A 25343-nucleotide genomic window follows, 5' to 3' on the forward strand; every position below is an offset into this window, starting at 1 on the left:
CGTGATCCTATCCGCTGACGCGACCGGCCGCCCGGTTCGGCGTCCGCCGCCGGTGCGCTCCACCGCCCACCGCCGCGCCGTCCGCCAGCCCACGGCCGCGCGTTGCGCCGGTCGCCGCCGGTGCCGGCCACGCGTGTGACCTACCTCAAGGCCGAACGGCCCTTTCCCAGGTCACGGCTCCGGAAGCAAAGTTGACGTGTCGGTCACCACGGCGAAACGTGAACCAGCCAGCATCGTCCTCGGGCAGACTCGATGACGCGTCTGCCCCTCCGTCACCAACGATCTCTGCGGGGTGATCATGAGCACTGTCGAGCCGCACCAGCCCATCGGACTGACGACCGTCTCGCGTACCGTCGCGTCGCTCGCCGTCGGTGTCGTCCACACGCTGGAACGCGCCGTGGTGGGCGAGGCACGGATGCGCACCGCGCGGGGCAACGCCTGGGAGGCGGTCTGCGCCGACCGGGCCCGGGCGGAGCAGCGGGCCGAGCTGGACCGCCTGGTGGCGGAGCTGGCGGCGGCCCGGGCCGCCGCCCGCGAGCGCCAGCCGGTCAGCTGACCGTCGGGTCCTCGCCCCGGTCCATCGCGTCCCATGCCTCGGTGGTGTGCCGGCCGGTGACCCGGCCGGCCCCGCCCGGGGCCACCGGGGCGGCGTCGCCGGCCGGCCGCCGCTCGTAGCGGGCACCCATCGCCGGCCACCGACGGCCCCGCAGCGCCGTCAGCAGCCCGCCCGCCGTGGCGAGCACCCCGCCGAGCAGGCAGAGCGCCGGCCAGTGCCGGGCGACCTCGCCGTCGAACGCCGCGACCAGCCCGTATGCGCCGCCGGCCGCCACGGCCACGCCGAGCCCGCACAGCAGCCCGCCCAGCAGCCGCCGCGCCCGGCCCCCGGTGGCGAGCACGGCGCCGCCACCGGCCAGCCCGACCAGCGCCAGCGCCGGCAGCCAGGGCAGCAGGCCCGCGCCCGTGCGGACGTCGCGTACCGGCGGCAGCGGGGTGGGCCGGGCGGTCAACTCGACCGCCCAGGTGCGGGTCGACGCCCACAGCGCCAGGCCCGCGCCGGCCACGCAGAGCAGCACGGCGTACGTCAACTCGCGCCGCCCCGGGTCGGACCGGCCCGCCGCAGTCGTCCCCGGCTCCCGGCCCCGCGGCTCGGCGGCGGTCACCGGGCGGGCCGGAGGGTCTCGGCGGCGGCGATGGCGGCGAGCACGGCGGCGGCCTTGCTGCGGGTCTCCTGGTCCTCGGCGGCCGGATCGGAGTCGGCGACCACCCCCGCCCCGGCCTGCACGTACGCCCTGCCGTCGCGCATCAGCGCGGTGCGGATCGCGATCGCCATGTCCAGGTCGCCCCCGAAGCCGAAGTAGCCCACGGTGCCGCCGTAGAGGCCCCGCCGGACCGGCTCCAGCTCCTCGATGATCTCCATGGCCCGCACCTTGGGCGCGCCGGAGAGGGTGCCGGCCGGGAAGGTCGCGGCGAGCGCGTCGAAGGCCGTACGGTCCTCGCGCAGCGTGCCGACCACGGTCGAGACGATGTGCATGACGTGGCTGTAGCGCTCGATGGTGGCGAACTCCGGCACCTCGACGGTGCCCGGGCGGCAGACCCGGCCCAGGTCGTTGCGGCCCAGGTCGACCAGCATCACGTGCTCGGCGCGCTCCTTGGGGTCGGCGAGCAGCTCCGCGGCGAGGCGGGCGTCGGCCTCGGGGGTGCCGCCACGCGGCCGGGTGCCGGCGATCGGGTGCAGCAGCGCCCGCCGCCGCCCCTCGGCGTCGCTGGTCACCTTCAGGTGCGCCTCCGGGGAGGATCCGACGATGTCGAAGCCGTCGAAGCGCAGCAGGTACATGTACGGGCTGGGGTTCGTCGTGCGCAGCACGCGGTAGACGTCCAGCGGGTCGGCGTGGGTGTCCCGCTCGAACCGCTGGGCCAGCACGATCTGGAAGCACTCGCCGGCCCGGATCGCCTCCTTCGCCGCCTCGACAGCCTTCGGGTAGCCGCCCTCGGGCGTGCGGCTGCGCACCTCGCCCGCCGGGGGGCGCTCGACGGTCGAGACCATCGGCGGGATCGGCCGGGACAGCGCGGTGGTCATCGCGTCGAGCCGCCCGACCGCGTGGTGGTACGCCGCCGCGACCTCCGCGTTCCGGTCCGGCTCGTCCAGCGGCGGCAGGATCGCGTTGGCGACGAGGATCGCCGAGCCGTCGTAGTGGTCCAGCACCACCAGGTCGGCGGCGAGCATCATGCCCAGCTCGGGCACGCCCAGGTCGTCCTCGGTCAGCTCGGGCAGCCGCTCGAAGCGCCGGATCAGCTCGTAGCCCAGGTAGCCGACCATGCCCCCGGTCAGCGGCGGCATGCCGCTGGCCGCGTCCCAGGCCGGGCCGGCGAGCGCCTCGACGGTCTCGCGCAGCGCCCGGACCGGGTCGCCGGAGGTGGGCAGGCCGGCCGGGGGCCGTCCCGTCCACACCGCGGCGCCGTCCCGCTCGGTCAGCGTGGCGCTGCTGCGTACGCCGATGAACGAGTAGCGCGACCAGGCCAGGCCGGCCGAACCGACGCCCTGCTCGGCGGACTCCAGCAGGAACGTGCCGGGGCCGCCGGCCAGCTTGCGGTAGACGCCGACGGGGGTCTCCGCGTCGGCGAGCAGCCGGCGGGTGACCGGAACGACCCGCCAGCGGGCGGCCAGCCCGGTGAAGGTGGCCAGGTCCGGGCTGACCGCGCCGTCGGTGCGGGACCCGCCGGGCGTCGCGCGCGACGCGCTCACCGGGCCCCCGCCCCCTCGCCGCCGACGGGCAGCTCGGTGAAGAAGCAGGTGCGGTGCCCCGTGTGGCAGGCCGCGCCGACCTGGTCGACGTCGACGAGCAGCGCGTCGCCGTCGCAGTCCAGCGCCACCGCCCGGACGTACTGGTGGTGCCCGGAGGTGGCGCCCTTGACCCAGTACTCGCGGCGGCTGCGCGACCAGTAGGTGGCCCGGCCGGTGGTCAGGGTGCGGTGCAGCGCCTCGTCGTCCATCCAGGCGACCATCAGCACCTCGCCGGAGTCGTGCTGACGGACCACGGCGGCCACCAGGCCGTCGGGGGTGCGGCGCAGCCGGGCGGCGATGGCCGGGTCGAGCCGGGAGGGACGGGCCGTGCCGTCGGCCGCGGGCTCCTGCGGACTGGGGTGGGCGCCGGTCACGGGCGCGTCAGGTACGGGCACAGTGACCAATTGTCCCGCACGCGGCGCGGGCACGGGCGACGGCTCCCGCCGGGGTCGCGATGGCAGGTGGGCGGGCCGGGTCAGCTGGTCGACGTAGCGGTCCAGCCGGCCGTCGGTCAGGGCGTCGGCGAGGTCCGCCCCGGCCACCCGCGCGACCTCGGCGGCGTACGGGCGGATCAGCGGCAGCACGCCGGCGACCAGGCGGGCCGCGGCGGCGCAGAGCTGACCGACGGAGCCGGGCCGCAGGCCGAGGCAGAGCAGCAGGTCCTCGCGGTAGTTCGGAGGCGCCACCGGCAGGTCGAGGGCGGCGGCGAAGGCACCCCGGCGGGACGCCACCCGGACCGTGGGATTGGCCAGCCGCAGCACGGACGGGCAGAGCCGGGCGAGGTCGGCGGCGGCCAGCCGGACACCGAGGTGGTCGTCGGCGTCCCGCGCGCCGGCCACCTTACCGAGCGTCGCGATCAGCTCCTCCAGTTGCGGCTCGCCGGCGGGCTGGCACAGCACCGGCAGGTCGATCCGGGGCCGCCAGTGCGGATCCGCCCACAGCAGCCGGGCCGGCGCCGCCACCGGCAGCCCGAACGCCCAGTCGGCGGGCTCGCCGAGGCGGGCCAGCCAGGAACGCACGTCGCGGGCGGCCACCGAGACGTGGGTCAGCCGGCCCCCGTGCTCGGCCAGGAAGGCCTGGCGGGCGGCGTACGGGGCACCGGCGAGCAGCACGTCGACGTCGACGTCGCTGTGCGCGGTGGCGGCCCGCCGGGCGTGGCTGCCGCGCAGCATGATGCCGACCACGGGCTGCTCGGCACCGGCCCGCAGCCGAGCCGCCCATTCGCCGAGGAACCTCTCGTCCGGTGACGCAGCGTGACCCACGGCGCCATCGTGCCGTACGTCCGATCAGGGCGCAATGCCCGATGCAGCGCCGGATGCCCGTTGGCGGACCCGCTGTCCGGTCCGAAGGCTAATGCCCGACCAACCGCATCGCCGCGTCGGGGTACCGTGCGCCGGCCACCGCGCCGGGCGGCACCGCCTCGCCCAGCCGGGCGCGCTGCGCGGGAGTGAGCCGGATGTCGGCCGCCGCCGCGTTCTCCTCCAGCCGGTGCACCCGCCGGGTGCCGGGGATCGGGAAGACGTCCTCGCCCTGGGCGAGCAGCCAGGCCAGCGCCGCCTGGGCGGGGGTGCAGCCGATCTCGTCGGCCAACGCGCGCACCTCGTCGACCAGCTTCAGGTTGGCGTCGAGGTTGCCCTCGGCGAAGCGCGGCGCCCGGGCGCGCCAGTCGTCGGCCGCAAGCTGCTCCCGGCCGGTGATCGCCCCGGTCAACAGCCCCCGCCCCACCGGCGAGTACGCGACCAGCGCCACACCCAGCTCCCGGCAGGTGGCCAGCATCTCGCCCTCGACGTCCCGGCTGAACAGCGAGTACTCCATCTGCACCGCGGTCACCGGGTGCACCGCGTGCGCCGCCCGCAGCGTCGCGGGGCTCACCTCGGACAGGCCGATCAACCGCACCTTGCCGGCGGCGACCTGCTCGGCCATCGCGCCGACGGTCTCCTCGATCGGCGTCGCCGGGTCACGCCGGTGCAGGTACCACAGGTCGACGACGTCCACCCCGAGGCGGCGCAGGGAGGCGTCGCACGCCTCGCGCGCCCAGGCGGCGCTGCTGTCCACGTACAGCCCGGGGCTGCCGGTGCCGCCGCTCGCGTCGCCGCGCACCCGGTTGCCGAACTTCGTGGCCAGGAAGACCTCGTCGCGGCGGGCCCGCACCACCGGGGAGAGCAGTTCCTCGTTGCGGCCATGGCCGTACAGGTCGGCGGTGTCCAGGTGGTTCACCCCCAGGTCGAGCGCGCGGTGCAGGGTGCGGGTCGATCCGGCGTCGTCGCCGGCGCCGTAGGCGAAGCTCATCCCCATGCAGCCCAGCCCGATCGCGGAGACCTCCGGCCCGGACGCGCCCAGGCTCCGGCGGATCATCGGCACTCCTCCGCCCGGCGATAGTTGTCGATCTTGTAATTGAGCACCTTCAAGTCCTCCTCCAGCTCGGCCATCCGGGTCAGCACGCGGGCCCGGTGCGTCTCGAAGAGCGCCCGCCGGCCGGCCAGGGTGGCGTCGCCCTGCCGGGCCAGCTCCGTGTAGCGGCGCATGTCCCGCACCGGCATGCCCGTGCGGCGCAGCCGGGTGAGCAGTAACAGCCAGTCGACGTCGCGTTCGGTGTAGCGACGGCGACCGGCCGAGTCGCGCTCGACCGGGGCGACGAGGCCCTCCTGCTCGTACCAACGCAGCGTGTAGGTGGTCAGGCCGACCCGCTCGGCCGCCTCGCCGACGGTCAGGGTCGCCTCCCGGATGCTGATGTCCACGCGTCAAGGCTTCCAGTTCGAGTGCACGCGAAGTCAACCGTTGCGGCCCGGCGAACATCTCCACTAGCGTCGAGTTCAACGCATGATGAGTTTTCCCGGGAGGCGCCGGTGGACGAGGCGATCGCCGTCCGCGACCTGGTCCTGAAGCGGGGCGGGCGGCGGGTGCTGCACGGCGTCAGCGCGTCCGTGCCACGCGGGGTGGTCACCGGGCTGCTCGGCCCGAGCGGCAGCGGCAAGACCACGCTGCTGCGGGCGGTGGTCGGCGTGCAGGTGGTCGGCGCCGGCTCGGTGACCGTGCTGGGGCGCCCCGCCGGGTCGCCCGAGCTGCGCCGCCGCGTCGGCTACCTCACCCAGGCGCCCAGCGTCTACGCCGACCTGACCGTACGGGAGAACGCGCGCTACTTCGCCGCGCTGCACGGCCGGGGCCGGGCCGAAGCCGACCGGGCGGTCGCCGAGGTCGGGCTCGGGTCGGCCGCCGGCCAGCTGGTCGGCAGCCTCTCCGGCGGGCAGCGCAGCCGGGCGTCGCTGGCCTGCGCACTGGTCGGCGAACCGGAACTGCTCGTCCTCGACGAGCCGACCGTCGGTCAGGACCCGGTGCTGCGGGCCGACCTGTGGGCCCGGTTCCACGCCATGGCCGCCGCCGGCACCACCCTGCTGGTCTCCAGCCACGTCATGGACGAGGCGGCCCGCTGCGACCGGCTGCTGCTGATCCGCGAGGGGCGGCTGATCGCCGACGACACCCCCGACGCGGTCCGCGCCGCCGCCGGCACCGACGACCTGGACGAGGCGTTCCTGCGGCTGATCAGGGCCGACGCGGCGGGCGCCGCCGGACGGGAGGCGTCGTGAACCCCCGGATCCTGGCCGCCACCACCGGCCGCATCCTGCGCCAACTGCGGCACGACCGGCGCACCGTGGCGCTGCTGCTGGTGGTCCCGTCGGCGCTGCTCGCCCTGGTCCACTCCATGTACGTCGACCAGCCGTCGACGTTCGACCGGGTCGCCCTGGTGATGCTCGGCTTCTTCCCCTTCGTGGTCATGTTCCTGGTGACCAGTATCGCGATGCTGCGCGAGCGCACCACGGGCACGCTGGAGCGGCTGCTCACCACCCCGCTGGGCAAGCTGGACCTGCTCTTCGGCTACGGCATCGCGTTCGGGCTGGCCGCGGTGCTCCAGGCGGTCGTCGCGTCCGTGGTCGCGTACGGGGTGCTCGGCCTGGACACCGCCGGCCACAGCGGGCTGGTGGTCATGATCGCCGCACTGAACGCCGTGCTCGCCGTCGCGCTCGGGCTGTTCTGCAGCGCCTTCGCCCGCACCGAGTTCCAGGCCGTACAGTTCATGCCGGTCGTGGTGGTGCCCCAGTTGCTGCTCTGCGGTCTCTTCGTGCCCCGGGGCGAGATGGCCGGCTGGTTGCAGGCGGTCAGCGACGCGCTGCCCCTGTCGTACGCCGTCGAGGCGCTCCAGGAGGTCGGCGCCCACGCCGAACCGACCGGCACGATGTGGCGGGACGCGGCGGTGGTCGCCGGCGCGGCGGCCCTGGCGCTGGTGCTCGCCGCGGCCACCCTCCGGCGGCGCAGCGGCTGAGACGTCGTCCTGGCCGGCAGGCGGAACCGGAGGCCGGCCCACGGCACGGCGGTTCCCCGGGGGCGACGACGCAGGACGACGGAGCGAAGGGCGGCGATGGCACGGCGGACCGGACGACGACCCGGCAACCCGGACACCCGTCAGGCCATCCTCGACGCGGCCCGCGCCGCCTTCGCCGAGCGGGGCTTCGACGCGGCCTCGATCCGGGCCGTCGCCGCCGCCGCGCGGGTGGACCCGGCGCTGGTGCACCACTACTTCGGCAGCAAGGACCGGCTCTTCCTGGCCGCCATGCACGCACCGGTCGATCCGGCCGAGCTGCTGCCAAGGGTGCTCGCGGGGGACCGCGCGGGCCTCGGGGAGCGGCTGGTGCGCACCTTCCTCGGCGTCTGGGACTCCCCGGCCGGCACCGCCGGCGTGGCCCTGCTGCGCTCGGCGGTGAGCAACGAGTGGACGGCCCGGCTGCTGCGGGAGTTCCTGGTCACCCAGGTGCTGCGCCGGGTCCTCGACCATCTCGACGTCGACCCGGACGAGCTGCCGCTGCGCGGCTCGCTGGTGGCCAGCCAGCTGATCGGGCTGGCCATGATGCGGCACGTGGTCCGGCTGGAGCCGGTCGCCTCGGCCGCCCCGGAGACGCTCGTCGCGGCGATCGGCCCCACCGTGCAGCGCTACCTGACGGGCGATCTCGCCGAGGTCTTCGCCGGCTGACCGGACGGCCGGGTGGCGTCTCCCGGTCAGGCGTGATCGGCGTGCCGGGGCGAGGCGTGGTGGCAGACCAGCGGGTGCAGGAAGCGGGTCAGCTCCGCCTGGCACTGCAACGGACGCGGGAACGCCAGCCGGACGCGCCGCCGGGCGCCGGGTCGGCCGTGGGTGACCAGCAGGCCGTAACGGTCGATGCGCACCACCCGGGGCGCGGCGTCGCCGTCGCCGAGGCCGAGCTGACGGCACAGGTAGCCGGCCACCTCGGTGTCGTGGTGGTCGGCGAGGTCGGCCAGGAGTTCGGCCTCGACCGCGTGCAGCGGGTCGGGCTCCGCCTCGGCGTACGCCTCGGGGTCGATGCGGCGGACGGTGTCGCCGCGTTCCCAGCGGGCCTCGACCACCTCGAAGCGGTGCAGCCGGAACCTGGTGCCGACGTCGAGCAGGTCGCCGGTCGGCTCCACGGCCGCGAAGTCCAGCGCGGCGCGGCGCTCCTCGTCCCCGTCCAGGCGGGCCGCCCAGCCGGAGACCCAGGCCCGGCCGAGGCTCGGCGCGCCGGCCGCGGGCGGCAGGTCCAGCACGTCCAGCACGAGCGCGACCTCGGAGTCGCCGCCGGCGGGACGCAGCGCGGCGGCGAGGTCGCTGACCACCGGCACCAGCAGCAGCACCCGGCCGTCCGGGTCGGTCACGTGCCGGACCTGGTGCGGGCCGGGCCGGTGCGCGACGTGGGCGATGCCGGGCAGCCGGCCGGCGACGAGGGTGCGGACGATCTCCGCCGGGCTGGGCCGCATGGACGACTCCTTCGTAGGTTAGCCTTACCTAACTCGGAGACTAGAGCACCGGATCGGAGACGTCCAGCGTGAACCAACCCAGGCCCAAGGCCCGCCTCTCCCGCGCCCTCGGCATCCCGCTGACCCGCAAGTGCGTGCGGTACGTCGAGCGACGCCCCTACCCGCCGGGAGTGCACGGCCGGCAGCGCCGCAAGACCTCGGACTACCAGGTGCGGCTGCTGGAGAAGCAGCGCCTGCGCCACCAGTACAACGTCAGCGAGACCCAGCTACGGCACGTCTTCGAGGAGGCCGCCCGGGGCGCGGGCAAGACCGGCGAGGGCCTGGTGGCGCTCCTGGAGCGGCGGCTCGACGCGGTGGTGCACCGGGCCGGCCTGGCCCGCAGCATCTACCAGGCCCGGCAACTGGTCGCGCACGGCCACTTCACCGTCGACGGGCGCAAGGTCGACCGGCCGTCGTACCGACTGCGGCCGGGACAGGTGGTGGCCGTCCGCGAACGCAGCCGCGCCGCCCTGCCGTTCCAGCTCGCCGCCACGGGCGCCAACGCCACCGAGGGACCCGGCCAGCCGTACCTGTCGGTGGAGCTGGCCGAGCTGCGCACCACGCTGCTGCGCGAGCCCGCCCGGCACGAGGTGCCGGTGATCTGCGACGAGCAGCTCGTGGTGGAGTTCTACTCCCGGTGACCACCGCGCGCGGCCCGGCACTCGGCCGGGCCGCGCACCGCCGACGCGACGGGTCGGCTCAGCGGGTCTGCTCCAGCCAGGAGGCGTAGAGCAGGCCGTAGACCGACTCCGGGTCGCGGACCAGCTCGTCGTGCGGCCCGCGCTGCACGATCCGGCCCCGGTCCACCACGATCACCTCGTCGGCGGCCTGCGCCGTGGAGAGCCGGTGCGCGATAGCGAGGGTCGTACGGCCCCGGGTCACCGCGTCCAGGGTGCGTTGCAGCCGCACCTCCGTGGCCGGGTCGACCGCGCTGGTCGCCTCGTCCAGCACCAGCAGGTCCGGGTCGGCCACGTACGCGCGGGCCAACGCGACCAGCTGCCGCTCCCCCACGCTCAGCGCCTCGCCGCGCTCCCCCACCGGCGTGTGCAGGCCCGACGGGAGCCCCTCCAACCAGTCGGCCAGCCCCAGCTCGGTGAAGGCCGCCGCGAGCTGCTCGTCGGTCAGCTCCGGGCGGGCGAAGCGGACGTTCTCCGCCACCGTGGCGTCGAAGAGGAAACCGTCCTGCGGCACCATCACCACCCGCGACCGCAGCGAGGCGAACCGGACCCGCTCCAGCGGCACCCCCGAGAGCAGCACCTGACCGGCGGTCGGGTCCATCAGGCGGGTCAGCAGCTTGGCGAAGGTGGTCTTGCCGCTGCCCGTCTCCCCCACCACCGCCACCCGGCTCTTCGCCGGAATCTCCAGGCTGACGTCGTGCAGCACGGGCGGACCGCCGGGGTACGCGAAGCGCACCCCCGCGAAGCGGATGTCCAGCGGACCGGCCGGCAGGTCCCGCCCCTGCTCGCCCGGGTCGGCCACGTCCGGCTCGACGTCCAGCACGTCCAGCACCCGGCGCCAGCCCGCGATGGCGTTCTGCGCCTCGTTGAGGACCTCGGTGGCGATCTGCACCGGCTGGATGAAGAGCGTGACCAGGAAGAGGAAGGCGGTCACCTCGCCGATGCTCAGGGTGCGGTCGGCGCCGAGGGTCACCCCCAGCACCACCACGCCGGCCAGCGCCAGCCCGGCGGCCAGCTCACCGACCGAGCTGCCCATGATGCTGATCCTGATCGCCTTCTGCTGGGCCCGGCGCTGGCCGTCGATCGCCTCGTCCAGCCGGTGGGCCGTCCGCCCGGCGACCCCGTAGGCCCGGATCACCGGCGCGCCGACCACGCTCTCCCCGATCGCGCCGAGCAGCGCCCCCGTACGCTGCCGGACCACCCCGTACGCCCCCGCGAGGCGGCGCTGGAGCAGCCGGATCAGGAACACGGCGGGCAGGAAGGCGGCGAAGACCACCAGGGTCAACTGCCAGGAGTACGCGAACATGACCAGCGTGGTGACCGCCAGCTGGCCGAGGTTGATCACCAGGATCACGCCGCCCCACTGGAGGAACTGGGTGATCTGGTCGACGTCGCTGGTCACCCGGGAGACCAGCGAACCGCGCCGCTCCGACTGCTGGTGCAGCATGGACAGGTCGTGCACGTGCCGGAACGCCCGGATCCGCACGTTGGCCAGCGCGGTCTCGCTGACCGTGAAGAGCCGGCGCATCATCAGGTACCCGCAGAGCGTGGTCACCACCAGCACCGCGGCGGTCGCGGCGACCACCGTCCAGACGACGCCCAGGTCCAGGCCGCCGACGAGGCCGTTGTCGATGCCCTGCTGCACCGCCACCGGCACGGCCGCCCGGCCGACCATGTAGACCAGGGCCAGGCCGAGCGTGCCGGCCAGGCCGACCCGCAGCTCCGGGGAGAGCGCCAGGCCACGACGCAGCGTCTGCCAGGTCGTCTCGGGGTTCTCGGGCGGCTCGTCGGCCGCGGACCTCCGCGCCGTCCCCGCGGTAGTGGCAACGCTCACCGGGCTGGCCTTTCGTTCGCGACTGCGGGGCTCCGCTCCGCTGCACTCCTCACGCTCACCGGGCTGGCCTTTCGTTCGCGACTGCGGGGCTCCGCTCCGCTGCACTCCTCGCGCTCACCGGTCCACCTCGATTTCCAGGCCCGACGTCAGCGGGGCGACCTCGTCGTACGTCTCGTCCTTGGTGTGGTCGACCTCGGCCTGCTCGTAGGCGGTGACCAGGTCGACGTAGCCCGGCACCGTGGCCAGCAGCTCGGCGTGCGGGCCCCGGGCCACCACCCGGCCCTGCTCCAGGTAGACCACCTCGTCGGCCAACGCGATGGTGGCCCGCCGGTAGGCGACCACCAGGATCGACGCGGCCGGCGCCCCGGCCTCGCCCGCCGACGAGCGCAGCCCGGCCAGGATGGCCGCCTCCACCCGGGGATCGACCGCGCTGGTCGCGTCGTCGAGCACCAGCAGGCGCGGCCGGCCGGCGAGCGCGCGGGCCAGGGTGAGCCGCTGCCGCTGACCGCCGGAGAGCGAGGTGCCCCGCTCGCCGACCATCGTGTCGAGCCCCTCGGGCAGGGCCGCGACGAAACCGTCCGCCTCGGCCAGCCGCAGCGCGGCCCAGACGTCCTCGTCGCCGATGCCCGGCCGGTCCAGGGTGACGTTGGCCCGCACCGTGTCGTCGAAGACGAACGGCACCTGGGCGACCAGCGCGGCCGTGCCCGTCAGCGAGGCGGCGGTGAGCCGGCGGACGTCGATGCCGTCCAGGCACACCGTGCCGGCCAGGGGGTCGACCAGCCGTACGGCCAGCGCGGCGATCGTCGACTTGCCCGAGCCGGTCGGCCCGACCAGGGCGACGATCTTCCCGGCCGGCACGGTGAAGGAGACCTCGCCGAGCACCTCCGTGCCGGGCAGGTGCGCCTCGGCCGGCTCGTAGCCGAAACGCACGCCGGAGAACGTGAGGCTGGCCGGGCGGGGCTCGGACACGTCGAGCGTGGTGTCGCCGTACGGCATCTCGCCGGTCGCGTCGAGCACCCGGCTGACCCGGTCCCAGCCGGCGACGCTGCGCGGCAGCTCGGCCAGCACCCAGCCGATGGCCCGGACGGGGAACGCCAGCACCGTGAAGAGGAAGGCGACGCTGATCAGCTCGGCGACGCTGATCTCGCCCTGCCGCAGCCGGATCGCGCCGACCACCAGCACGGCGAGGGTGCCGAGGCTGGGCAGGGTCTCCAGCAGCGGGTCGAAGACGCCGCGCAGCCGCCCGACCGCCACCAGCGAGTCGCGCAGCTCGCCCGCGCGGGCGGCGAACCGGTCGGTCTCCTGCGCCTCCCGGCCCATCGTCTTGACGACCAGGGCGCCGTCGAAGCTCTCGTGCGCGATGCCGCTGACCTCGGCGCGCAGCCGCTGGGCCCGGGCCTGGCGGGGCGCCATCCGCCGGGAGTAGGCGACGTTGAGCGCGAAGAGCGCCGGGAAGACCGCGAGACCGACCAGCGCCAGCGCCCAGTCGGTGACGAAGAGCGACGCCACCGCGCCGACCAGCATCACCAGGGTGCCGACCGCGAACGGCAGCGGAGCGATCGGGTACCAGGCGGCCTCGACGTCGGAGTTGGCGTTGGACAGCAACGTGCCGGTGGCGTTGCGGTGGTGCCAGGCCAGCGGCAGCTCCAGGTAGCGGCGGGTCACCCGGCGCCGGTAGGCGGCCTGGAGACGGTACTGCATGTAGCCCGCGCCGAGCCGGCGACCGAAGATGCCGGCCACCCGCAGCACGCTGATGCCGAACAGCGCGACGGCGGCCAGGGCGAGCCCCCCGACCCCGACCGCGCCGCGCTCGATCGCGGGCACCACCACGTCGCCGACCACGGCACCCACCACGAAGGCGCTGGCCACCGTCATGGCGCCGAAGAGGACGCTGCCGCTCACCGCGACCGCGAAGATGCGGGGCTCCTCCCGGATCGCCCGCCCCAGGACGGCCAGCCCTCGAACCAGCACGTCCCGACTTGTCCTGCTCGCCACACTCTCCCCCGCCGTAAGCCGCAATTATCCTCCTCATCCTTACCGGTCGGAGCCAGCTCCGCCGCCCCGGTCCGCTATGTCCGCCGTCACGGCGGCCCGCGGCCCACTCGGCGCGCCGATCGGGTCGTACGCGCCTACGATCGGGCCATGCCGCGGTACGCCCGATCGGAGCGCGAGGCGCTCGCCGACCTGATGCAGACGCTGGGACCGGAGGCGCCGACGGTCAACGAGGGGTGGAGCACCCGCGACCTCGCCGCCCACCTGGTGCTCCGGGAACGCCGGCCCGACGCCGCCGGCGGGATCCTGCTCCCGCCGCTGCGGGGCTACGCCGAGCGGGTGCGGCTGCGCGTCGCCGCGCGCCCCTGGCCGCGGCTGCTCGACGAGGTGCGCCGCCCGCCGCTGTGGAGCCCGGTGAGCAACCCGGTCACCGACGAGCTGGCCAACACGCTGGAGTTCTTCATCCACCACGAGGACGTACGCCGCGCCCGACCGGGCTGGCTGCCGCGCGACCTGTCGGCGGGGCTGAACGCGGCGCTCTGGAAGCGGTGCGCCGGGCTGGCCCGGCTGGCGCTGCGCCGGTTCCCGGCCGACGTCTTCGTCCAGGCCCCCGGCTACGGCGAACTCTCCGTCGGCCGGGGCGGCGAACCCGTGCGGGTGGTGGGCGCGCCGGGCGAGCTGGCCCTGTTCCTCAGCGGCCGGCAGCGGGTGTCCCGGGTGCAGATCGACGGGCCCGCGACGTTGTCCGAGCGGCTCCGGGGCGCCAACCTGGGCATGTGACCGACTGTGCGTAAGCGGTCACGGAGCGGCCTGCCGGGCCGGACGCCCCAACGATAGCGGCCGATCCCTGCTCCCGTATGCTGTGCCGCACCGTCCCGTGCGGGAACGGCGCGACAGGGGGCACCATGCGGACCTTTGCGGTCTCGGCGCTACGGGAACCCCCCTTTCCCGAGCGCCAGCACGACGCCACCGAGCGGGTGGCACGGGAGAGCACCGAGTGGGCGCTCGACCACGGGCTGATCGGTGACGGACACCGGCTGCACCGACTGCGCCGGGCCGACGCCGCCGGGCTGGCCGGGCGGGCCTGCCCCGAGGGCCCGGTCGACGGGCTGCGGCTGCTCACCGACCTGATCTCCTGGCTGTTCGTGATGGACGACGCCTGCGACGAGGACGGCCTCGGCGACTCCCCCACCCGGCTGGCGCCGACCGTCGCCGCCCTGCTGGACGTGCTCGACGGGCCGGGCGGCCCCACCGACGGGCCGGCCACCGTGGCCGGGCCGCTCGGCGAGGCGCTGGCCGACCTGTGCCGGCGGGCCCACGCGGCCGGCGGCCCCACGGCGCTGCTGCGCTTCGCCGGGGAGGTGCGGGAGTACCTGCTGGCGCTGCTCTGGGAGGCCGCCAACCGGGAGCACGGGCGCGTGCCGGGGCTGGCCGAGTACGCCCAGATGCGCCGGCACACCGGCGGGGTCCACCCCAGCTTCACCCTCACCGAGCTGGCCGGCGGCTCCCTGCCGGGCGCGGCCCACCGCACCGAGCCTTCGCTGGTCGCCCTCGACCTGCTCGCCGCCGACCTGGTCTGCTGGTGCAACGACGTCTTCTCGTACCGCAAGGAGCACCTCACCCAGCCCGACGTGCACAACCTGGTCGCGGTGATCGCCGCGGGGCGGGCGGACGGCGACGAGTCGGCGGCCCTGCGGGCGGCGGCCGACCGGTTCAACGGGGCCCTCTCGGCGTACCTGGCGGCGGAGGCCGCCCTGCTCGCCACCGGCGACGCCGGCCTGCGGTCCGCCCTGACGGCCCGGCGCAACTGGATCCGCGCCACCTACGACTGGTCGCTGCGGGCGGCCCGGTACGCCTGAACCGGGCGTCCATCCTCCGAGACGTGGCCCAGCCGTGATCGACAGGGCTAGCCGATGCCCGGGCGCAGGCAATACCCTTCGGTAACGAACGCCGACGTGACCGTGGTCACGTCTCCACCCCCGAAGGCGGCTACAGCGATGGCTCTCGATGTACCGTACCGTTCCATCCCCGACATGTTCCTCAAGCGCGTGGCGGCGTCCCCCGACCGCGACGCCTTCGCCCACCCGGCCCCCGACGACTCCGGGCCGGTCTGGCTGACCTGGGAACAGATGGCCCGTCGCGCCAAGGCGGTCGCCGCCGGGCTGCACGGCCTCGGTGTCGGCCTGGAGGATCCGGTCGCGATCCTGGCGAACACCCGGCTCGACTGGGTGATCGCCGACCTCGGCATCATGTGCGCCGGCGGCGCGACCACCACCGTCTACCCGACCACGGAGCCCGACGACGCGACCTACATCATCGCCGACTCCGGCTCCCGCGTGCTGTTCGCCGAGAACCCGGCCCAGGCCGCCAAGATCGCCGGTGCGGACCTGCCGGCGCTGACCCACGTCGTGCTCTTCGACGGCGCCGCCGACCCGGCCGCCGCCGTCCCCCAGCTCACCCTCGCCGAGCTGGAGGAGCAGGGCGCCCGCGCGCTGGCTGCCGAGCCCGACCTGATCGACACGCTGGTCGCCCAGATCGGCCCCGACCACCTGGCCACCCTGATCTACACCTCCGGCACCACCGGGCGACCGAAGGGCGTCGAGCTGCTGCACGGCGGCTGGTGCTGGGAGGGCGTGGCACAGGCCGAGCTGGGGCTGCTGCGCGAGAACGACCTGCAATATCTCTGGCTGCCGCTGTCGCACTCGTTCGGCAAGACCCTGCTCTGCGGGGCGATCCACGTGGGCCTGCCGACGTACGTCGACGGCCGGGTGGACAAGCTCGTCGACCTGCTCTCGGTGATCCGGCCGACGCTGATGTGCGGCGCGCCCCGGGTGTTCGAGAAGGTCTACAACAAGGCGGTGACCACCGCGCAGGCCGGCGGCGGCGCGAAGGCGAAGATCTTCGCCTGGGGCGTACGGGTCGGCAAGGAGAAGGTCGCCCTGGAGCAGGCCGGCAGGCCCGTCCCGACGGGGCTGAAGCTGAAGTACACGGTGGCCGAGAAGCTGGTGTTCAGCAAGCTCCAGGCCCGCCTCGGCGGCCGGATCCGGGTGCTTGTCTCCGGCGCCGCCCCGCTCAGCCCGGAGATCGCCACCTTCTTCGCCGCGGCGAACCTGCCGATCTCCGAGGGCTACGGCCTCACCGAGACCAGCGCCGGCAACTTCGTCAACCCGCCGGACGGGCTGCGCATCGGCACCGTCGGCAAGGCGATGGGCGACCTGGAGTGCCGCATCGACACCGACGGCGAGATCCTGGTGCGGGGCCGGCCGGTGATGCGCGGCTACCACAACCTGCCCGAGGAGACCGCCGCCGCGTTCACCGAGGACGGCTTCTTCCGCACCGGCGACATCGGCACCCTGGACGCCGACGGCTACCTCAAGATCACCGACCGGAAGAAGGACCTGGTCAAGACCTCGGGCGGCAAGTACATCGCGCCCTCGCACATCGAGGGGATGTTCAAGGCCACCTGCCCGTACACCTCCCAGGCGGTCGTGATCGGCCAGGCCCGCAACTACTGCACGATGCTCGTCACGCTGGACCCGGACGCGATCAAGGGCTGGGCCGCCGGCACCCCGCTGGAGGGCCGCGACTACGCCGAGATCGTCGCCTCGCCGGAGGCGAAGGCCATGGTCGAGGGGTACGTGGCCGAGCTCAACGCCAAGCTCAACCGCTGGGAGACGATCAAGAAGGTCGCCATCCTGCCGCGCGACCTGACCATCGAGGACGGCGAGATCACCCCGTCGCTCAAGATCAAGCGCCGCGGCGTGGAGAGCAACTTCGCCGGCGAGATCGAGAAGATGTACGCGGGCACGCTGGCCGAGCTCTGAGCACGCGACGCCGGTGATCCCGCGCTACGGCGTGGGATCACCGGCGTCGGGGCAAGGGCGGGGGTGCGGGACGGCGGACGCCGGGGACGGATCCCTCAGAGGTGGTGGCCCCGCCACCGGGTCTGCTCGGCCTCGGAGGCGAGCTGCTCCTCCAGCGCGACCTGCCGCACGCGCCGCCGCCGGGGGGCGTCGACGACCGTCTGCACCGCGACCGTCAGCACGGCGGCCAGTGCCAGCAGGGCCAGGGCGGCCAGTTCCGGCAGTCGCCCGGCCACCGGGGTCAGCGCGACGAGCAGCGCCACCCCACCGATCGACGGCCAGCGCGCCGCGCCCAGCATCCGGCTCCCGAGCCCGATCAGCGTGAGCAGGTAGAGCGCGACCCCGCCGTGGAGGGCCAGCATGTCGAAGCCGGGCAGCGGCACCCCCCAGTTCGGGGTCGCCGGGTCGGCGCCCTCGTAGATCAGGCCCTTGAGGCCCAGGGCGAACAGGATCACGCCCGTGATCAGCGGCAGGTGCAGGTACGTGTACACGTCCCGGGCCAGCCCGGCGCGGATGCGCGGCTCCCGGGTGCGGTGCAGCACCTGCTCCATGGCCAGGGCGAGGGTGTCGAAGTACGCCCACCACAGCGCCGCGACCACCGCGATGCCGAGCAACGCCGCGATGATCACCGGCCAGGTCAGCGGCAGGGCGGTGGTGGGGCCCGGCCCGAGCCCGAGCGCGATGATCGACTCGCCGAGCGCCACCATGATGATCAGTGCGTGCCGCTCCGCCCAGTGCCCCGCCGAGAGCACCGTCCACCCCGCGCGGTGCTGGGCCAGGCCGGCGCCGTACTCCACCGCGAGCGCGGCGACCCACAACGCCAGCCGGACGGCCGACTCGGCGCCGCCGTCGAGCAGCCGCTGCGGCACCAGCGCGGCGGTCAGGATGAGCCCCGTGGCGATCAGGAACGGCAGGATCAGCACGGGCATCCGCCGGCGCACCTCCCGGTCGCTGCGTACGAACCACAGGAAGACCGTCACCTGGGTCGCGCGGACCAGGAAGTAGCAGACGGCGAAGACCACCGGGCCGGGTAGCCCGCCGGGGCGGTCGGTGAACGCCTTCGGCAGGCTGAGCGCGAGCACGAACACGGCGGCGGCGAGGGCGAACCCGACCAGCGGTGTCAGCCCCTGGTCGGTGCGGACCAGGTTGCCCAGCGCCGCGAAGCCGCTCCAGCACCACCAGAGCAGGGCGAGCACCACGAGGAACCGGATCAGCCCGCGGGCGTCCGGGCTGCCGGCCGTCACCGTGGTCACGTTGAGGAAGGCGAAGACGAAGACGAGGTCGTAGAAGAGTTCCAGGCGGGTGGTGCGGGAGCCGGGGGCGCTCGGCAGGATCCCGCGCGGCCACCGTGTCCCCCGCACGTCCCCCACCTGCGCAGTCTCCCAGCCCCGGCGCGCCGCGCAGGCGCGATTGACCGACGGGGCCGCGAGTTCCGGCCGGCACGGGCCCGGCCCTCAGGCGATGACCGCCGGTTCCCGCCACTGCGACCGGCCGCCCCGGTCCAGGTCGTAGCGGACGGCGGCGATGCGACCGACCGCCTCGACCAGGTCGGCGGCCGGCAGGGTGAACGGCAGCCGCAGGAAGCGCTCCAGCGTGCCGTCCAGGCCGAAGCGGGGGCCGGGCGCCAGGCGTACGCCGACCTCCTCGGCGGCCCGGGCCAGCGCGCTGGAGATCGGCCCGTCGAGCTCGGCCCAGAGGGTCACCCCGCCGTGCGGGACGGTGACCCGCCACTCGGGCAGGCGCTGCGCGAGCGCGGCGAGCAGCGCGTCGCGCTGGGCGGTCAGCTGGGCCTGCCGGGCGGCGACGATGCCCGGCGCGTCGGCGAGCAGGTGGACCGCGACCAACTGGTCCAGGACCGGGCTGGCCATGTCGACGCCGACGCGGGCGGCGGCGAGACGCTGCACCTGCGGGGCGGAGGCACGGACCCAGCCGATGCGCAGGCCGCCCCAGAACGGCTTGCTCATGCCGCCGATGGTGATCACCCGCGAGTGCCGGTCGAAGCTGGCGGTCGGCGGGGGCAGCACGGTCCCGTCCAGCGGCAGGTCCACGAACGACTCGTCGACGACGAGGTCGGTGCCGACGGCGTGCGCCGTGGCCACCACCCGCTCCCGCAGCGCCGCCGGCATCAGGTGACCGGTCGGGTTCTGGAAGTCCGGGATCAGGTAGGCCAGCTTGGGCCGGGCCTGCCGGAGGCCGCCGAGCAGCAGGTCCGCGTCCCAGCCGGGCTCCTCGACGGCCAGCCCGTGGGTGGTGATCCGGGCCCGCCGGGCGGCGAGCGCGGCCAGCGCGTTCGGGTAGCTGGGCGCCTCGACCAGCACGTTCCCGCCCGGGGCGAGGGCCAGCCGGAGCACCAGGTCGAGGGCGTGCTGGGTGCCGTTGGTGACCATGATCTGGTCGGGCGAGGTGGGCAGGCCCCGGTCGGTGTAGGCGCGGGCCACCGCCTCGCGCAGCTCGATGATGCCGGTCGGGTGGTAGCCGGCGCCGCCCAGGTAGCGGGGCAGGTCCTCGGCCGCCGCGCGGGCGGCCGGCAGCAGTTCGGGCGGCGCGGCGAGCGCGGCGACCCCGAGGTCGATCATGTCGCGGTCGTCCAGCGGGGTCCAGAGCCCGGTGCTCGCCACCCGGTGGGTGCCGGGCAGCATCGTCCAGCTGCCGGCGCCCCGCCGGCTCGCGAGGTGGCCGCTCTCCCGCAGCTCCCGGTACGCGGCCGTGACCGTGGTCCGGCTGATCTTCAGCGCCTCTGCCAGCTCCCGCTCGGCGGGCAGGCGTACGCCCAACGGCAGCCGGCCGTCGGCGAGCAGCCCGCGTACGGCGCCGGCCAGGGCGGCGTAGTCGGGGCTGCGGCGGCGGCCGGGGAGGGCATGCCACTGACCGAGGAGCCGGGCCAATTGGGCACCCCGAACCTGACTGGTCATGGCCACTCCTCCCGGATTGGCTCTTACGCTGCGCGAATTGGCCTTTAGCGTGGCATGGGTGACACCAATTGGCAATCTCCGACACCGTCCAGCGCGGCGGCTCACCCAGCTCTACGCGGGCCTCGTCCTGTACGGCGTGAGCATGGCCCTGATGATCAACTCGGGGCTCGGCCTGAACCCGTGGGACGTGTTCCACCAGGGCCTGTCCGAGCTGACCGGTCTCTCCTTCGGCACCGTCACCATCGCGGTCGGCGCGCTGGTGCTGCTGCTCTGGATACCCCTGCGCCAGCGCCCCGGCCTCGGCACGGTCAGCAACGTCCTGGTGATCGGGCTGGTGGTGGACGCGGCGCTCGCACTGCTGCCGACCGGCGGGTCGCTGGGCGTACGGGGCGCGATGCTGATCGCCGGCATCGTCGCCAACGGGGCGGCGACCGGCCTCTACCTCGGCGCCCGCCTCGGGCCGGGCCCCCGCGACGGCCTGATGACCGGCTACGTCGCCCGCCGGCCCGGCCGCTCGATCCGGCTGGTCCGCACGGCCATCGAGGTCACGGTGCTGGCGCTGGGCTGGCTGCTGGGCGGCACCGTGGGCGTCGGCACGGTCGCCTACGCGCTGGCCATCGGCCCGCTGACCCAGCTCTTCCTGCCGCCGTTCACCGTCGTCGGGCCGAGGGACCCCGCCCCGGGCCCGGGCCCGGTCGCGCCGCTCCCCACGGTCTGAGCGGATCCCCTCCCGCCCCGGACCCGGCACGCCGCTGCCCGGCCTGCCCCGCACGCACCACCCCGAGCCGCGTCCCGGGTGACCCCTGTCCCGGGGACGCGGGCCGGACGCCGGTGTTCCCTTCGGACGCCACGCCCGGCAGAATCCTCGCATGGGGGAGAACGGATGGCGCTGGAGCGATGCCTGGATCTTCGTGTCGGTGGTGATCGCCAGCGGTGCGGGTCGGCACCGCCGCGCGGCGTCCAGCCGCCGCCCCGAGGGCGTACGCCTCGCCGACGTGCTCTCCACCGCCGACCACCTCAACCAGGCGATCCCCGAACGGCACGAGGTGGAGGCGGCGGTCCGTCGCCTCGTCGGGGCCGGGCTGGTCAGCGTCAGCGACGGCTGGTTCCGGATCACCGCCGACGGTGAGCGCCTCTGGCGCACCCGGCCGAGCGCCGGGCTGGCCACCACCGTGGACACCGTGCAGGGCGTGCTGGTGCGACGGCACGCCCCGGTCAGCGCGGAGTGGCACCTCGACGAGGCCGACCACGCCGCCGCCGTCCAGGAGTACGTGGTGCGGTCGATCCCGGCGCCGCGGCGCTCGCCCGAGAACCGCCCACGCCGCGACTGACACCGGTCGCCGCCGCACCCGGCTGCCGGCCAGAGGCGACGATGGACGAACCGCTGCACGACAAGGACACCGAGACGCTGCGGCCCGGTCGGGCTGCGAACGCGGGGCGGTCAGCGCGCGGGTGTCCGGCGCGGCGACGGTCAGCGCACGGGGTGTCCGGCGCCGCGCAGCGCGTCCTTGACCTCGGCGACGGTCAGCTCGCCGAAGTGGAAGACGCTGGCGGCGAGCACCGCGTCCGCGCCGGCGCCGATCGCCGGCGCGAAGTGCGCCACCTCGCCGGCGCCGCCGCTGGCCACCACCGGCACGTCGACCACCCGGCGCACCGCGCCGATGAGTTCGAGGTCGAAGCCGGCCTTGGTGCCGTCGGCGTCCATCGAGTTGAGCAGGATCTCGCCCGCGCCCAACTCGGCGCCGCGACGGGCCCACTCGACCGCGTCGAGCCCGGTGCCGCGCCGGCCGCCGTGGGTGGTCACCTCGAACCCGCTGGGCGTGCCGCCCCCGGGCGCCCGCCGGACGTCGAGCGAGAGCACCAGCACCTGCCGGCCGAAGCGGTCGGCGATCTCGGCGATCAGCTCGGGGCGGGCGATGGCGGCGGTGTTCACCCCGACCTTGTCCGCGCCGGCGCGCAGCAGCGTGTCGACGTCGGCGACCTGCCGGACGCCGCCGCCGACGGTCAGCGGGATGAAGACCGACTCCGCCGTGCGACGGACCACGTCGAGCATCGTGCCCCGGTCGCTGGAGGAGGCGGTGACGTCGAGGAAGGTCAGCTCGTCCGCGCCGGCGCGGTCGTACGCCGCCGCCAGCTCCACCGGGTCGCCGGCGTCGCGCAGGTCGAGGAAGTTGACCCCCTTGACCACGCGACCGGCGTCCACGTCCAGACACGGGATGACCCGCACCGCCACCGTCATGCCGCGAGCCTATCCTTCCCGGCCCCGGCGGTGACCGGCCGGTGAGGCCGGCCACCGCGTCGGGGCCCGGGAGCGCCGGCAGCGGCGCCCCCGCTCACACCCGGACGAGCATCTTGCCGAGGTTCTCGCCGCGCAGCAGGCCGAGGAACGCCTCCGGGGCGTTCTCGATGCCGTCGACGACCGTCTCGTCGTAGGAGACCTTCCCGTCCCGCAGCCAGCCGGCCATCTCGCGGACGAACTCGGCGCGCAGGTGGCCGTGGTCGCCGACCAGGAAGCCGCGCAGGGTGAGCCGCTTGCCGATGACCAGCGCCAGGTTGCGCGGCGCGGCCGGGGGCTCGGTGTCGTTGTACTGCGCGATCATGCCGCAGATCGCGGCCCGACCGTGCACCCTCATCGCGGAGATCGCCGCCTCCAGGTGGTCCCCGCCGACGTTGTCGAAGTAGACGTCGACACCGTCGGGCGCGGCGGCCTTCAGCGAGTCGCGTACCGGCCCGTCGTGGTAGTCGAACGCGGCGTCGAAGCCGAGCGCGCGCAGCCGTTCGACCTTGGCCGCCGAGCCGGCGCTGCCGACCACGCGCCCGGCGCCGCGCAGCCTGGCGATCTGGCCGACCAGGCTGCCGACCGCGCCGGCGGCGGCGGAGACGAAGACCGTCTCCCCGGGCTTCATCCCGGCGACGTCCAGCAGCCCGGCGTACGCGGTCAGGCCGGTCATGCCCAGCACGCTCAGGTAGGCGGTGACCGGGGCGAGGTCGGGGTCGACCTTCCGGGCGGCCTTCGCGTCGAGCAGCGCGTACTCGCGCCAGCCGAGGCCGTGCAGCACGGTGTCGCCGGGCCGCAGGCCCCCGGCCTCACCGGCCACGACCTCGCCGACCGCCCCGCCGTCCAGCGGCGCGTCGAGCGCGAACGGCGGCACGTACGACTTGACGTCGTTCATGCGTCCCCGCATGTACGGGTCGACCGACATGTACCGGTTACGGACCACGATCTGGCCCGGGCCGGGGGTGGGCACGTCGGTCTCGACGAGGCGGAAGTTGTCGGCCGTCGGCCAGCCCTGCGGGCGGGAGGCGAGGTGGATCTCGCGGTTGCGGGTGCTCACAGCGCCTCGCGCACGGTGAGGGCCACCTCGACGTTGCCGCGGGTCGCGTTCGAGTAGGGGCAGACCTGGTGGGCCTGCTCGACGACCTGCTCGGCGGCGGCCCGCTCGACGGCGGGGAGGTCTACCAGGAGGGTGACGGCCAGTCCGAAGCCGCCGCTGCCGTTGGCGCCGATGCCGACCTCGGCCTCGACGACCGAGCCCGAGACGTCGACCTTCGCCTTGCGGGCGACCAGGCGCAGCGCCGAGTGGAAGCAGGCGGCGTAACCGGCCGCGAAGAGCTGCTCGGGGTTGGCGGCGCCGCCGGCGCCACCCATCTCCTTCGGCACGGCCAGGTCCAGGTCGACGGTGCCGTCGGAGGTGCGGACGTGGCCGTCCCGACCGTCCCCGGTGGCCCGGGCGGACGCGGTGTAGAGCACCTGCATGATGGTCACTGCTCCTTCTGTCGGTGGATCGTCTCGGTGACCCGGGTGAGGGTGTCGCGCAGTTCGACCAGCTCCGCCTCGGTGAGGCCCGTGGCGCGGGCGACCCGCAGCGGCACCTCCTCCATCCGCTGCCGCAGGGCCCGCCCGTCGCCGGTCAGACCCACCTCCACCCGCCGCTCGTCACGCGCCGAGCGCGTCCGGACGACCAGCCCCGCCCCCTCCAACCGCTTGAGCAACGGCGAGAGCGTGCCGGAGTCCAGCCGCAGCGCGGCGCCCAGCTCGGAGACCGTGGGGGCGTCGTCGCGCTCCCAGAGCACCAGCAGCACCAGGTACTGCGGGTAGGTCAGGCCGAACTCGTCGAGGACGGGCCGGTAGACGTCGGTGAGGGCGCGCGACGCGGCGTAGAGCGCGAAGCACACCTGCCGGCGCAGCACCAGATGGTCGGTCACCGGGAAAACGTAGCGCGCAATTGGATTGTGCACAACCGATCGGGCGCGCGGTGACCCGCACCACCGCCGCCGCCGGGGGCCGCGACCGCACCGCCGCCACCGCCACCGCCGCGACCGCCGGCTCAGCGGTCGCCGAGATACGCCTCCAACTCCACCTCCACCAGGTGGTCCGGGTGGAGCAGACCGGCCACCACCACCATCGTGGCCGCCGGGCGGACCGCGCCGAAGACCGCGTTGTGCGCCCGGCCGACCTCGTCGGCGTACGTGCGGTCCGTCACGTACATCCGGGTCCGCACCACGTCGCCGGGCTCCGCGCCCACCTCGGCCAGCGCGTCCAGCCCGATCCGCAGCGCCTGGGCGGTCTGCGCCGCCGCGTCGCCGACGTGGGTGACCACGCCGTCCACCGTGGAGGTGCAGCCGGCCGTCCAGGCCAGGTCACCGGCCCGGACCACCCGGCAGTAGCCGTACACCGACTCCCACGGGCCACCCGAGCCGAGCCGCGTGACGCTCACGCAGCCGCCAGCGTTTCCAGCGCCTGCGCCACCGTGAAGGCGCCCGCGTACAGGGCCTTGCCGGCGATCACGCCCTCGACCCCGATCGGCTCCAGGGTGGCCAGCGCCCGCAGGTCGTCCAGGGTGGAGACGCCGCCGGAGGCGATCACCGGGGCGTCGGTGCGGGCGCAGACCTCGCGCAGCAGGTCCAGGTTCGGCCCGCGCATGGTGCCGTCCTTGGTGATGTCCGTGACGACGTAGCGCGTCGCACCCGCCTTGTCCAGCCGCTCCAGCACCTCGAACAGGTCGCCGCCGTCGCGGGTCCAGCCCCGGGCCGAGAGGGTACGACCCCGCACGTCCAGCCCGATCGCCACCCGGTCGCCGTACTCCCCGCACACCCGGTCGCACCAGACGGGATCCTCCAGGGCGGCGGTGCCGATGTTCACCCGGGCGGCGCCGGTGCCGAGCGCGGCGTGCAGCGACTCGTCGTCGCGGATGCCGCCGGACAGCTCCACCTTCACGTCGAGCTGCCGCACCACCTCGGCCAGCAGGTGCGCGTTGGAGCCCCGACCGAAGGCGGCGTCGAGGTCGACCAGGTGGATCCACTCGGCGCCGTCCCGCTGCCAGGCCAGCGCGGCCTCCAGCGGGTCGCCGTACGTCGTCTCGCTGCCGGCGGCGCCCTGCACGAGTCGGACGGCCTGGCCGTCGGCGACGTCCACGGCGGGCAACAGGGTGAGGCTCACGG

Annotated in this window: 26 protein-coding genes and 1 pseudogene; 10 read left to right on the plus strand and 17 right to left on the minus strand. The window is 74.9% G+C overall.

Going from position 1 to position 25343, the window contains the following annotated elements:
- The first annotated feature begins 298 nt into the window (after positions 1 to 298).
- A complete protein-coding gene (locus ACTMS2_RS07660; RefSeq protein ID WP_101415126.1) occupies positions 299 to 556 on the plus strand; it encodes a hypothetical protein in 258 nt (85 codons plus the stop codon).
- Here ACTMS2_RS07660 and ACTMS2_RS07665 read toward each other — a convergent pair.
- The 6 genes and pseudogenes from ACTMS2_RS07665 to ACTMS2_RS07690 form a co-directional block, all read right to left on the minus strand.
- Positions 549 to 1160 carry a Trp biosynthesis-associated membrane protein gene (locus ACTMS2_RS07665; protein ID WP_441174800.1) on the minus strand — a complete coding sequence of 204 codons (612 nt, stop codon included), beginning with the start codon at positions 1158 to 1160 and terminating at the stop codon, positions 549 to 551. The two genes, ACTMS2_RS07660 and ACTMS2_RS07665, sit on opposite strands and share 8 nt — an antisense overlap.
- Positions 1157 to 2743 carry an anthranilate synthase component I gene (locus tag ACTMS2_RS07670; RefSeq protein ID WP_441174801.1) on the minus strand — a complete coding sequence of 529 codons (1587 nt, stop codon included), beginning with the start codon at positions 2741 to 2743 and terminating at the stop codon, positions 1157 to 1159. The genes ACTMS2_RS07665 and ACTMS2_RS07670 overlap by 4 nt, the downstream gene beginning before the upstream one ends.
- Complete coding sequence (gene hisI / locus ACTMS2_RS07675) at positions 2740 to 3177, minus strand: phosphoribosyl-AMP cyclohydrolase (protein WP_101415127.1); 438 nt, start codon at positions 3175 to 3177, stop codon at positions 2740 to 2742. The genes ACTMS2_RS07670 and hisI overlap by 4 nt, the downstream gene beginning before the upstream one ends.
- Before the next feature lie 180 nt (positions 3178 to 3357).
- A pseudogene (locus ACTMS2_RS07680) lies at positions 3358 to 3954 on the minus strand (phosphoribosyl-AMP cyclohydrolase); the annotation flags it as partial.
- A gap of 178 nt (positions 3955 to 4132) precedes the next feature.
- Positions 4133 to 5137: an aldo/keto reductase gene (locus tag ACTMS2_RS07685; RefSeq protein ID WP_441174802.1), complete on the minus strand. Its 1005-nt coding sequence runs from the start codon at positions 5135 to 5137 to the stop codon at positions 4133 to 4135.
- The gene (locus tag ACTMS2_RS07690) at positions 5134 to 5520 is read right to left on the minus strand and encodes a MerR family transcriptional regulator (RefSeq protein WP_441174803.1); all 387 of its coding nucleotides are present in this window, start codon (positions 5518 to 5520) and stop codon (positions 5134 to 5136) included. Before ACTMS2_RS07690 ends, ACTMS2_RS07685 begins: the two co-directional genes overlap by 4 nt.
- 108 nt (positions 5521 to 5628) lie before the next feature.
- On the opposite strand from ACTMS2_RS07690, the gene ACTMS2_RS07695 reads away from it, so the two are divergent.
- The 3 genes from ACTMS2_RS07695 to ACTMS2_RS07705 all read left to right on the plus strand — a co-directional run bounded on the left by ACTMS2_RS07695 (position 5629) and on the right by ACTMS2_RS07705 (position 7805).
- On the plus strand, positions 5629 to 6366 hold the full coding sequence (locus ACTMS2_RS07695) for an ABC transporter ATP-binding protein (RefSeq protein WP_441174804.1): 738 nt from the start codon (positions 5629 to 5631) through the stop codon (positions 6364 to 6366).
- Positions 6363 to 7100: an ABC transporter permease gene (locus ACTMS2_RS07700; protein ID WP_436670853.1), complete on the plus strand. Its 738-nt coding sequence runs from the start codon at positions 6363 to 6365 to the stop codon at positions 7098 to 7100. The genes ACTMS2_RS07695 and ACTMS2_RS07700 overlap by 4 nt, the downstream gene beginning before the upstream one ends.
- 96 nt (positions 7101 to 7196) lie before the next feature.
- Positions 7197 to 7805 (plus strand): TetR/AcrR family transcriptional regulator, encoded by a 609-nt coding sequence (locus ACTMS2_RS07705; protein WP_441174805.1) that lies wholly within the window; start codon positions 7197 to 7199, stop codon positions 7803 to 7805.
- A gap of 26 nt (positions 7806 to 7831) precedes the next feature.
- Here ACTMS2_RS07705 and ACTMS2_RS07710 read toward each other — a convergent pair whose 3' ends face one another.
- Positions 7832 to 8584, minus strand: coding sequence for a DUF2470 domain-containing protein (locus ACTMS2_RS07710; RefSeq protein WP_441174806.1), 753 nt, complete (start codon positions 8582 to 8584; stop codon positions 7832 to 7834).
- A 68-nt stretch (positions 8585 to 8652) separates the two neighbouring features.
- On the opposite strand from ACTMS2_RS07710, the gene rpsD reads away from it, so the two are divergent.
- Complete coding sequence (rpsD, locus tag ACTMS2_RS07715; protein ID WP_441174807.1) at positions 8653 to 9264, plus strand: 30S ribosomal protein S4; 612 nt, start codon at positions 8653 to 8655, stop codon at positions 9262 to 9264.
- A gap of 58 nt (positions 9265 to 9322) precedes the next feature.
- Here rpsD and ACTMS2_RS07720 read toward each other — a convergent pair whose 3' ends face one another.
- Together ACTMS2_RS07720 and ACTMS2_RS07725 are read right to left on the minus strand one after the other, a co-directional pair.
- A complete protein-coding gene (locus ACTMS2_RS07720) occupies positions 9323 to 11050 on the minus strand; it encodes an ABC transporter ATP-binding protein (RefSeq protein WP_441175135.1) in 1728 nt (575 codons plus the stop codon).
- Positions 11051 to 11248: 198 nt separating this feature from the next.
- Complete coding sequence (locus tag ACTMS2_RS07725) at positions 11249 to 13129, minus strand: ABC transporter ATP-binding protein (RefSeq protein ID WP_441174808.1); 1881 nt, start codon at positions 13127 to 13129, stop codon at positions 11249 to 11251.
- 147 nt (positions 13130 to 13276) lie between these two features.
- Between ACTMS2_RS07725 and ACTMS2_RS07730 the strand changes: the two genes are divergently transcribed.
- From ACTMS2_RS07730 to ACTMS2_RS07740, 3 genes are all read left to right on the plus strand, one after another.
- A complete protein-coding gene (locus tag ACTMS2_RS07730) occupies positions 13277 to 13906 on the plus strand; it encodes a TIGR03085 family metal-binding protein (protein ID WP_441174809.1) in 630 nt (209 codons plus the stop codon).
- A 125-nt stretch (positions 13907 to 14031) separates the two neighbouring features.
- Positions 14032 to 14985, plus strand: coding sequence for a terpene synthase family protein (locus tag ACTMS2_RS07735; protein WP_441174810.1), 954 nt, complete (start codon positions 14032 to 14034; stop codon positions 14983 to 14985).
- A 138-nt stretch (positions 14986 to 15123) separates the two neighbouring features.
- The gene (locus tag ACTMS2_RS07740) at positions 15124 to 16950 is read left to right on the plus strand and encodes an AMP-dependent synthetase/ligase (protein WP_441174811.1); all 1827 of its coding nucleotides are present in this window, start codon (positions 15124 to 15126) and stop codon (positions 16948 to 16950) included.
- A gap of 95 nt (positions 16951 to 17045) precedes the next feature.
- Here ACTMS2_RS07740 and ACTMS2_RS07745 read toward each other — a convergent pair whose 3' ends face one another.
- Complete coding sequence (locus tag ACTMS2_RS07745; RefSeq protein WP_441174812.1) at positions 17046 to 18350, minus strand: low temperature requirement protein A; 1305 nt, start codon at positions 18348 to 18350, stop codon at positions 17046 to 17048.
- Between the two features lie 93 nt (positions 18351 to 18443).
- Positions 18444 to 19901, minus strand: a complete 1458-nt coding sequence (gene yczR, locus ACTMS2_RS07750; protein WP_363622288.1) for a MocR-like transcription factor YczR — start codon at positions 19899 to 19901, stop codon at positions 18444 to 18446.
- A gap of 58 nt (positions 19902 to 19959) precedes the next feature.
- On the opposite strand from yczR, the gene yczE reads away from it, so the two are divergent.
- The gene (gene yczE, locus ACTMS2_RS07755) at positions 19960 to 20619 is read left to right on the plus strand and encodes a membrane protein YczE (RefSeq protein ID WP_441174813.1); all 660 of its coding nucleotides are present in this window, start codon (positions 19960 to 19962) and stop codon (positions 20617 to 20619) included.
- A 151-nt stretch (positions 20620 to 20770) separates the two neighbouring features.
- On the plus strand, positions 20771 to 21232 hold the full coding sequence (locus tag ACTMS2_RS07760) for a hypothetical protein (RefSeq protein WP_441174814.1): 462 nt from the start codon (positions 20771 to 20773) through the stop codon (positions 21230 to 21232).
- Between the two features lie 140 nt (positions 21233 to 21372).
- Here the strand turns inward: ACTMS2_RS07760 and hisF are convergent, their stop codons facing one another.
- From hisF to priA, 6 genes are all read right to left on the minus strand, one after another.
- The gene (hisF, locus tag ACTMS2_RS07765) at positions 21373 to 22140 is read right to left on the minus strand and encodes an imidazole glycerol phosphate synthase subunit HisF (RefSeq protein WP_101411832.1); all 768 of its coding nucleotides are present in this window, start codon (positions 22138 to 22140) and stop codon (positions 21373 to 21375) included.
- 94 nt (positions 22141 to 22234) lie between these two features.
- Positions 22235 to 23236: an NADP-dependent oxidoreductase gene (locus ACTMS2_RS07770; RefSeq protein WP_441174815.1), complete on the minus strand. Its 1002-nt coding sequence runs from the start codon at positions 23234 to 23236 to the stop codon at positions 22235 to 22237.
- Positions 23233 to 23658, minus strand: a complete 426-nt coding sequence (locus tag ACTMS2_RS07775; protein WP_089003333.1) for an organic hydroperoxide resistance protein — start codon at positions 23656 to 23658, stop codon at positions 23233 to 23235. Before ACTMS2_RS07775 ends, ACTMS2_RS07770 begins: the two co-directional genes overlap by 4 nt.
- Positions 23659 to 23663: 5 nt before the next feature.
- The gene (locus ACTMS2_RS07780; protein ID WP_334607418.1) at positions 23664 to 24107 is read right to left on the minus strand and encodes a MarR family winged helix-turn-helix transcriptional regulator; all 444 of its coding nucleotides are present in this window, start codon (positions 24105 to 24107) and stop codon (positions 23664 to 23666) included.
- Between the two features lie 122 nt (positions 24108 to 24229).
- On the minus strand, positions 24230 to 24619 hold the full coding sequence (locus ACTMS2_RS07785) for a RidA family protein (RefSeq protein WP_441174816.1): 390 nt from the start codon (positions 24617 to 24619) through the stop codon (positions 24230 to 24232).
- Positions 24616 to 25341, minus strand: a complete 726-nt coding sequence (gene priA, locus ACTMS2_RS07790; protein ID WP_101411839.1) for a bifunctional 1-(5-phosphoribosyl)-5-((5-phosphoribosylamino)methylideneamino)imidazole-4-carboxamide isomerase/phosphoribosylanthranilate isomerase PriA — start codon at positions 25339 to 25341, stop codon at positions 24616 to 24618. The genes ACTMS2_RS07785 and priA overlap by 4 nt, the downstream gene beginning before the upstream one ends.
- Positions 25342 to 25343 lie beyond the last annotated feature (2 nt).

This window comes from Micromonospora sp. SD12 (assembly GCF_052068495.1).
Lineage (GTDB): Bacteria > Actinomycetota > Actinomycetes > Mycobacteriales > Micromonosporaceae > Micromonospora > Micromonospora echinofusca.

Coding starts and splice junctions, on each gene's coding strand:
- ACTMS2_RS07660 (WP_101415126.1), top strand. CDS start 299: ATGAGCACTGTCGAGCCGCACCAGCCCATCGGACTGACGACCGTCTCG.
- ACTMS2_RS07685 (WP_441174802.1), bottom strand. CDS start 5,137: ATGATCCGCCGGAGCCTGGGCGCGTCCGGGCCGGAGGTCTCCGCGATC.
- ACTMS2_RS07705 (WP_441174805.1), top strand. CDS start 7,197: ATGGCACGGCGGACCGGACGACGACCCGGCAACCCGGACACCCGTCAG.
- ACTMS2_RS07710 (WP_441174806.1), bottom strand. CDS start 8,584: ATGCGGCCCAGCCCGGCGGAGATCGTCCGCACCCTCGTCGCCGGCCGG.
- ACTMS2_RS07730 (WP_441174809.1), top strand. CDS start 13,277: ATGCCGCGGTACGCCCGATCGGAGCGCGAGGCGCTCGCCGACCTGATG.
- ACTMS2_RS07735 (WP_441174810.1), top strand. CDS start 14,032: ATGCGGACCTTTGCGGTCTCGGCGCTACGGGAACCCCCCTTTCCCGAG.
- ACTMS2_RS07740 (WP_441174811.1), top strand. CDS start 15,124: ATGGCTCTCGATGTACCGTACCGTTCCATCCCCGACATGTTCCTCAAG.
- yczR (WP_363622288.1), bottom strand. CDS start 19,901: ATGACCAGTCAGGTTCGGGGTGCCCAATTGGCCCGGCTCCTCGGTCAG.
- ACTMS2_RS07760 (WP_441174814.1), top strand. CDS start 20,771: ATGGGGGAGAACGGATGGCGCTGGAGCGATGCCTGGATCTTCGTGTCG.
- hisF (WP_101411832.1), bottom strand. CDS start 22,140: ATGACGGTGGCGGTGCGGGTCATCCCGTGTCTGGACGTGGACGCCGGT.
- ACTMS2_RS07775 (WP_089003333.1), bottom strand. CDS start 23,658: ATGCAGGTGCTCTACACCGCGTCCGCCCGGGCCACCGGGGACGGTCGG.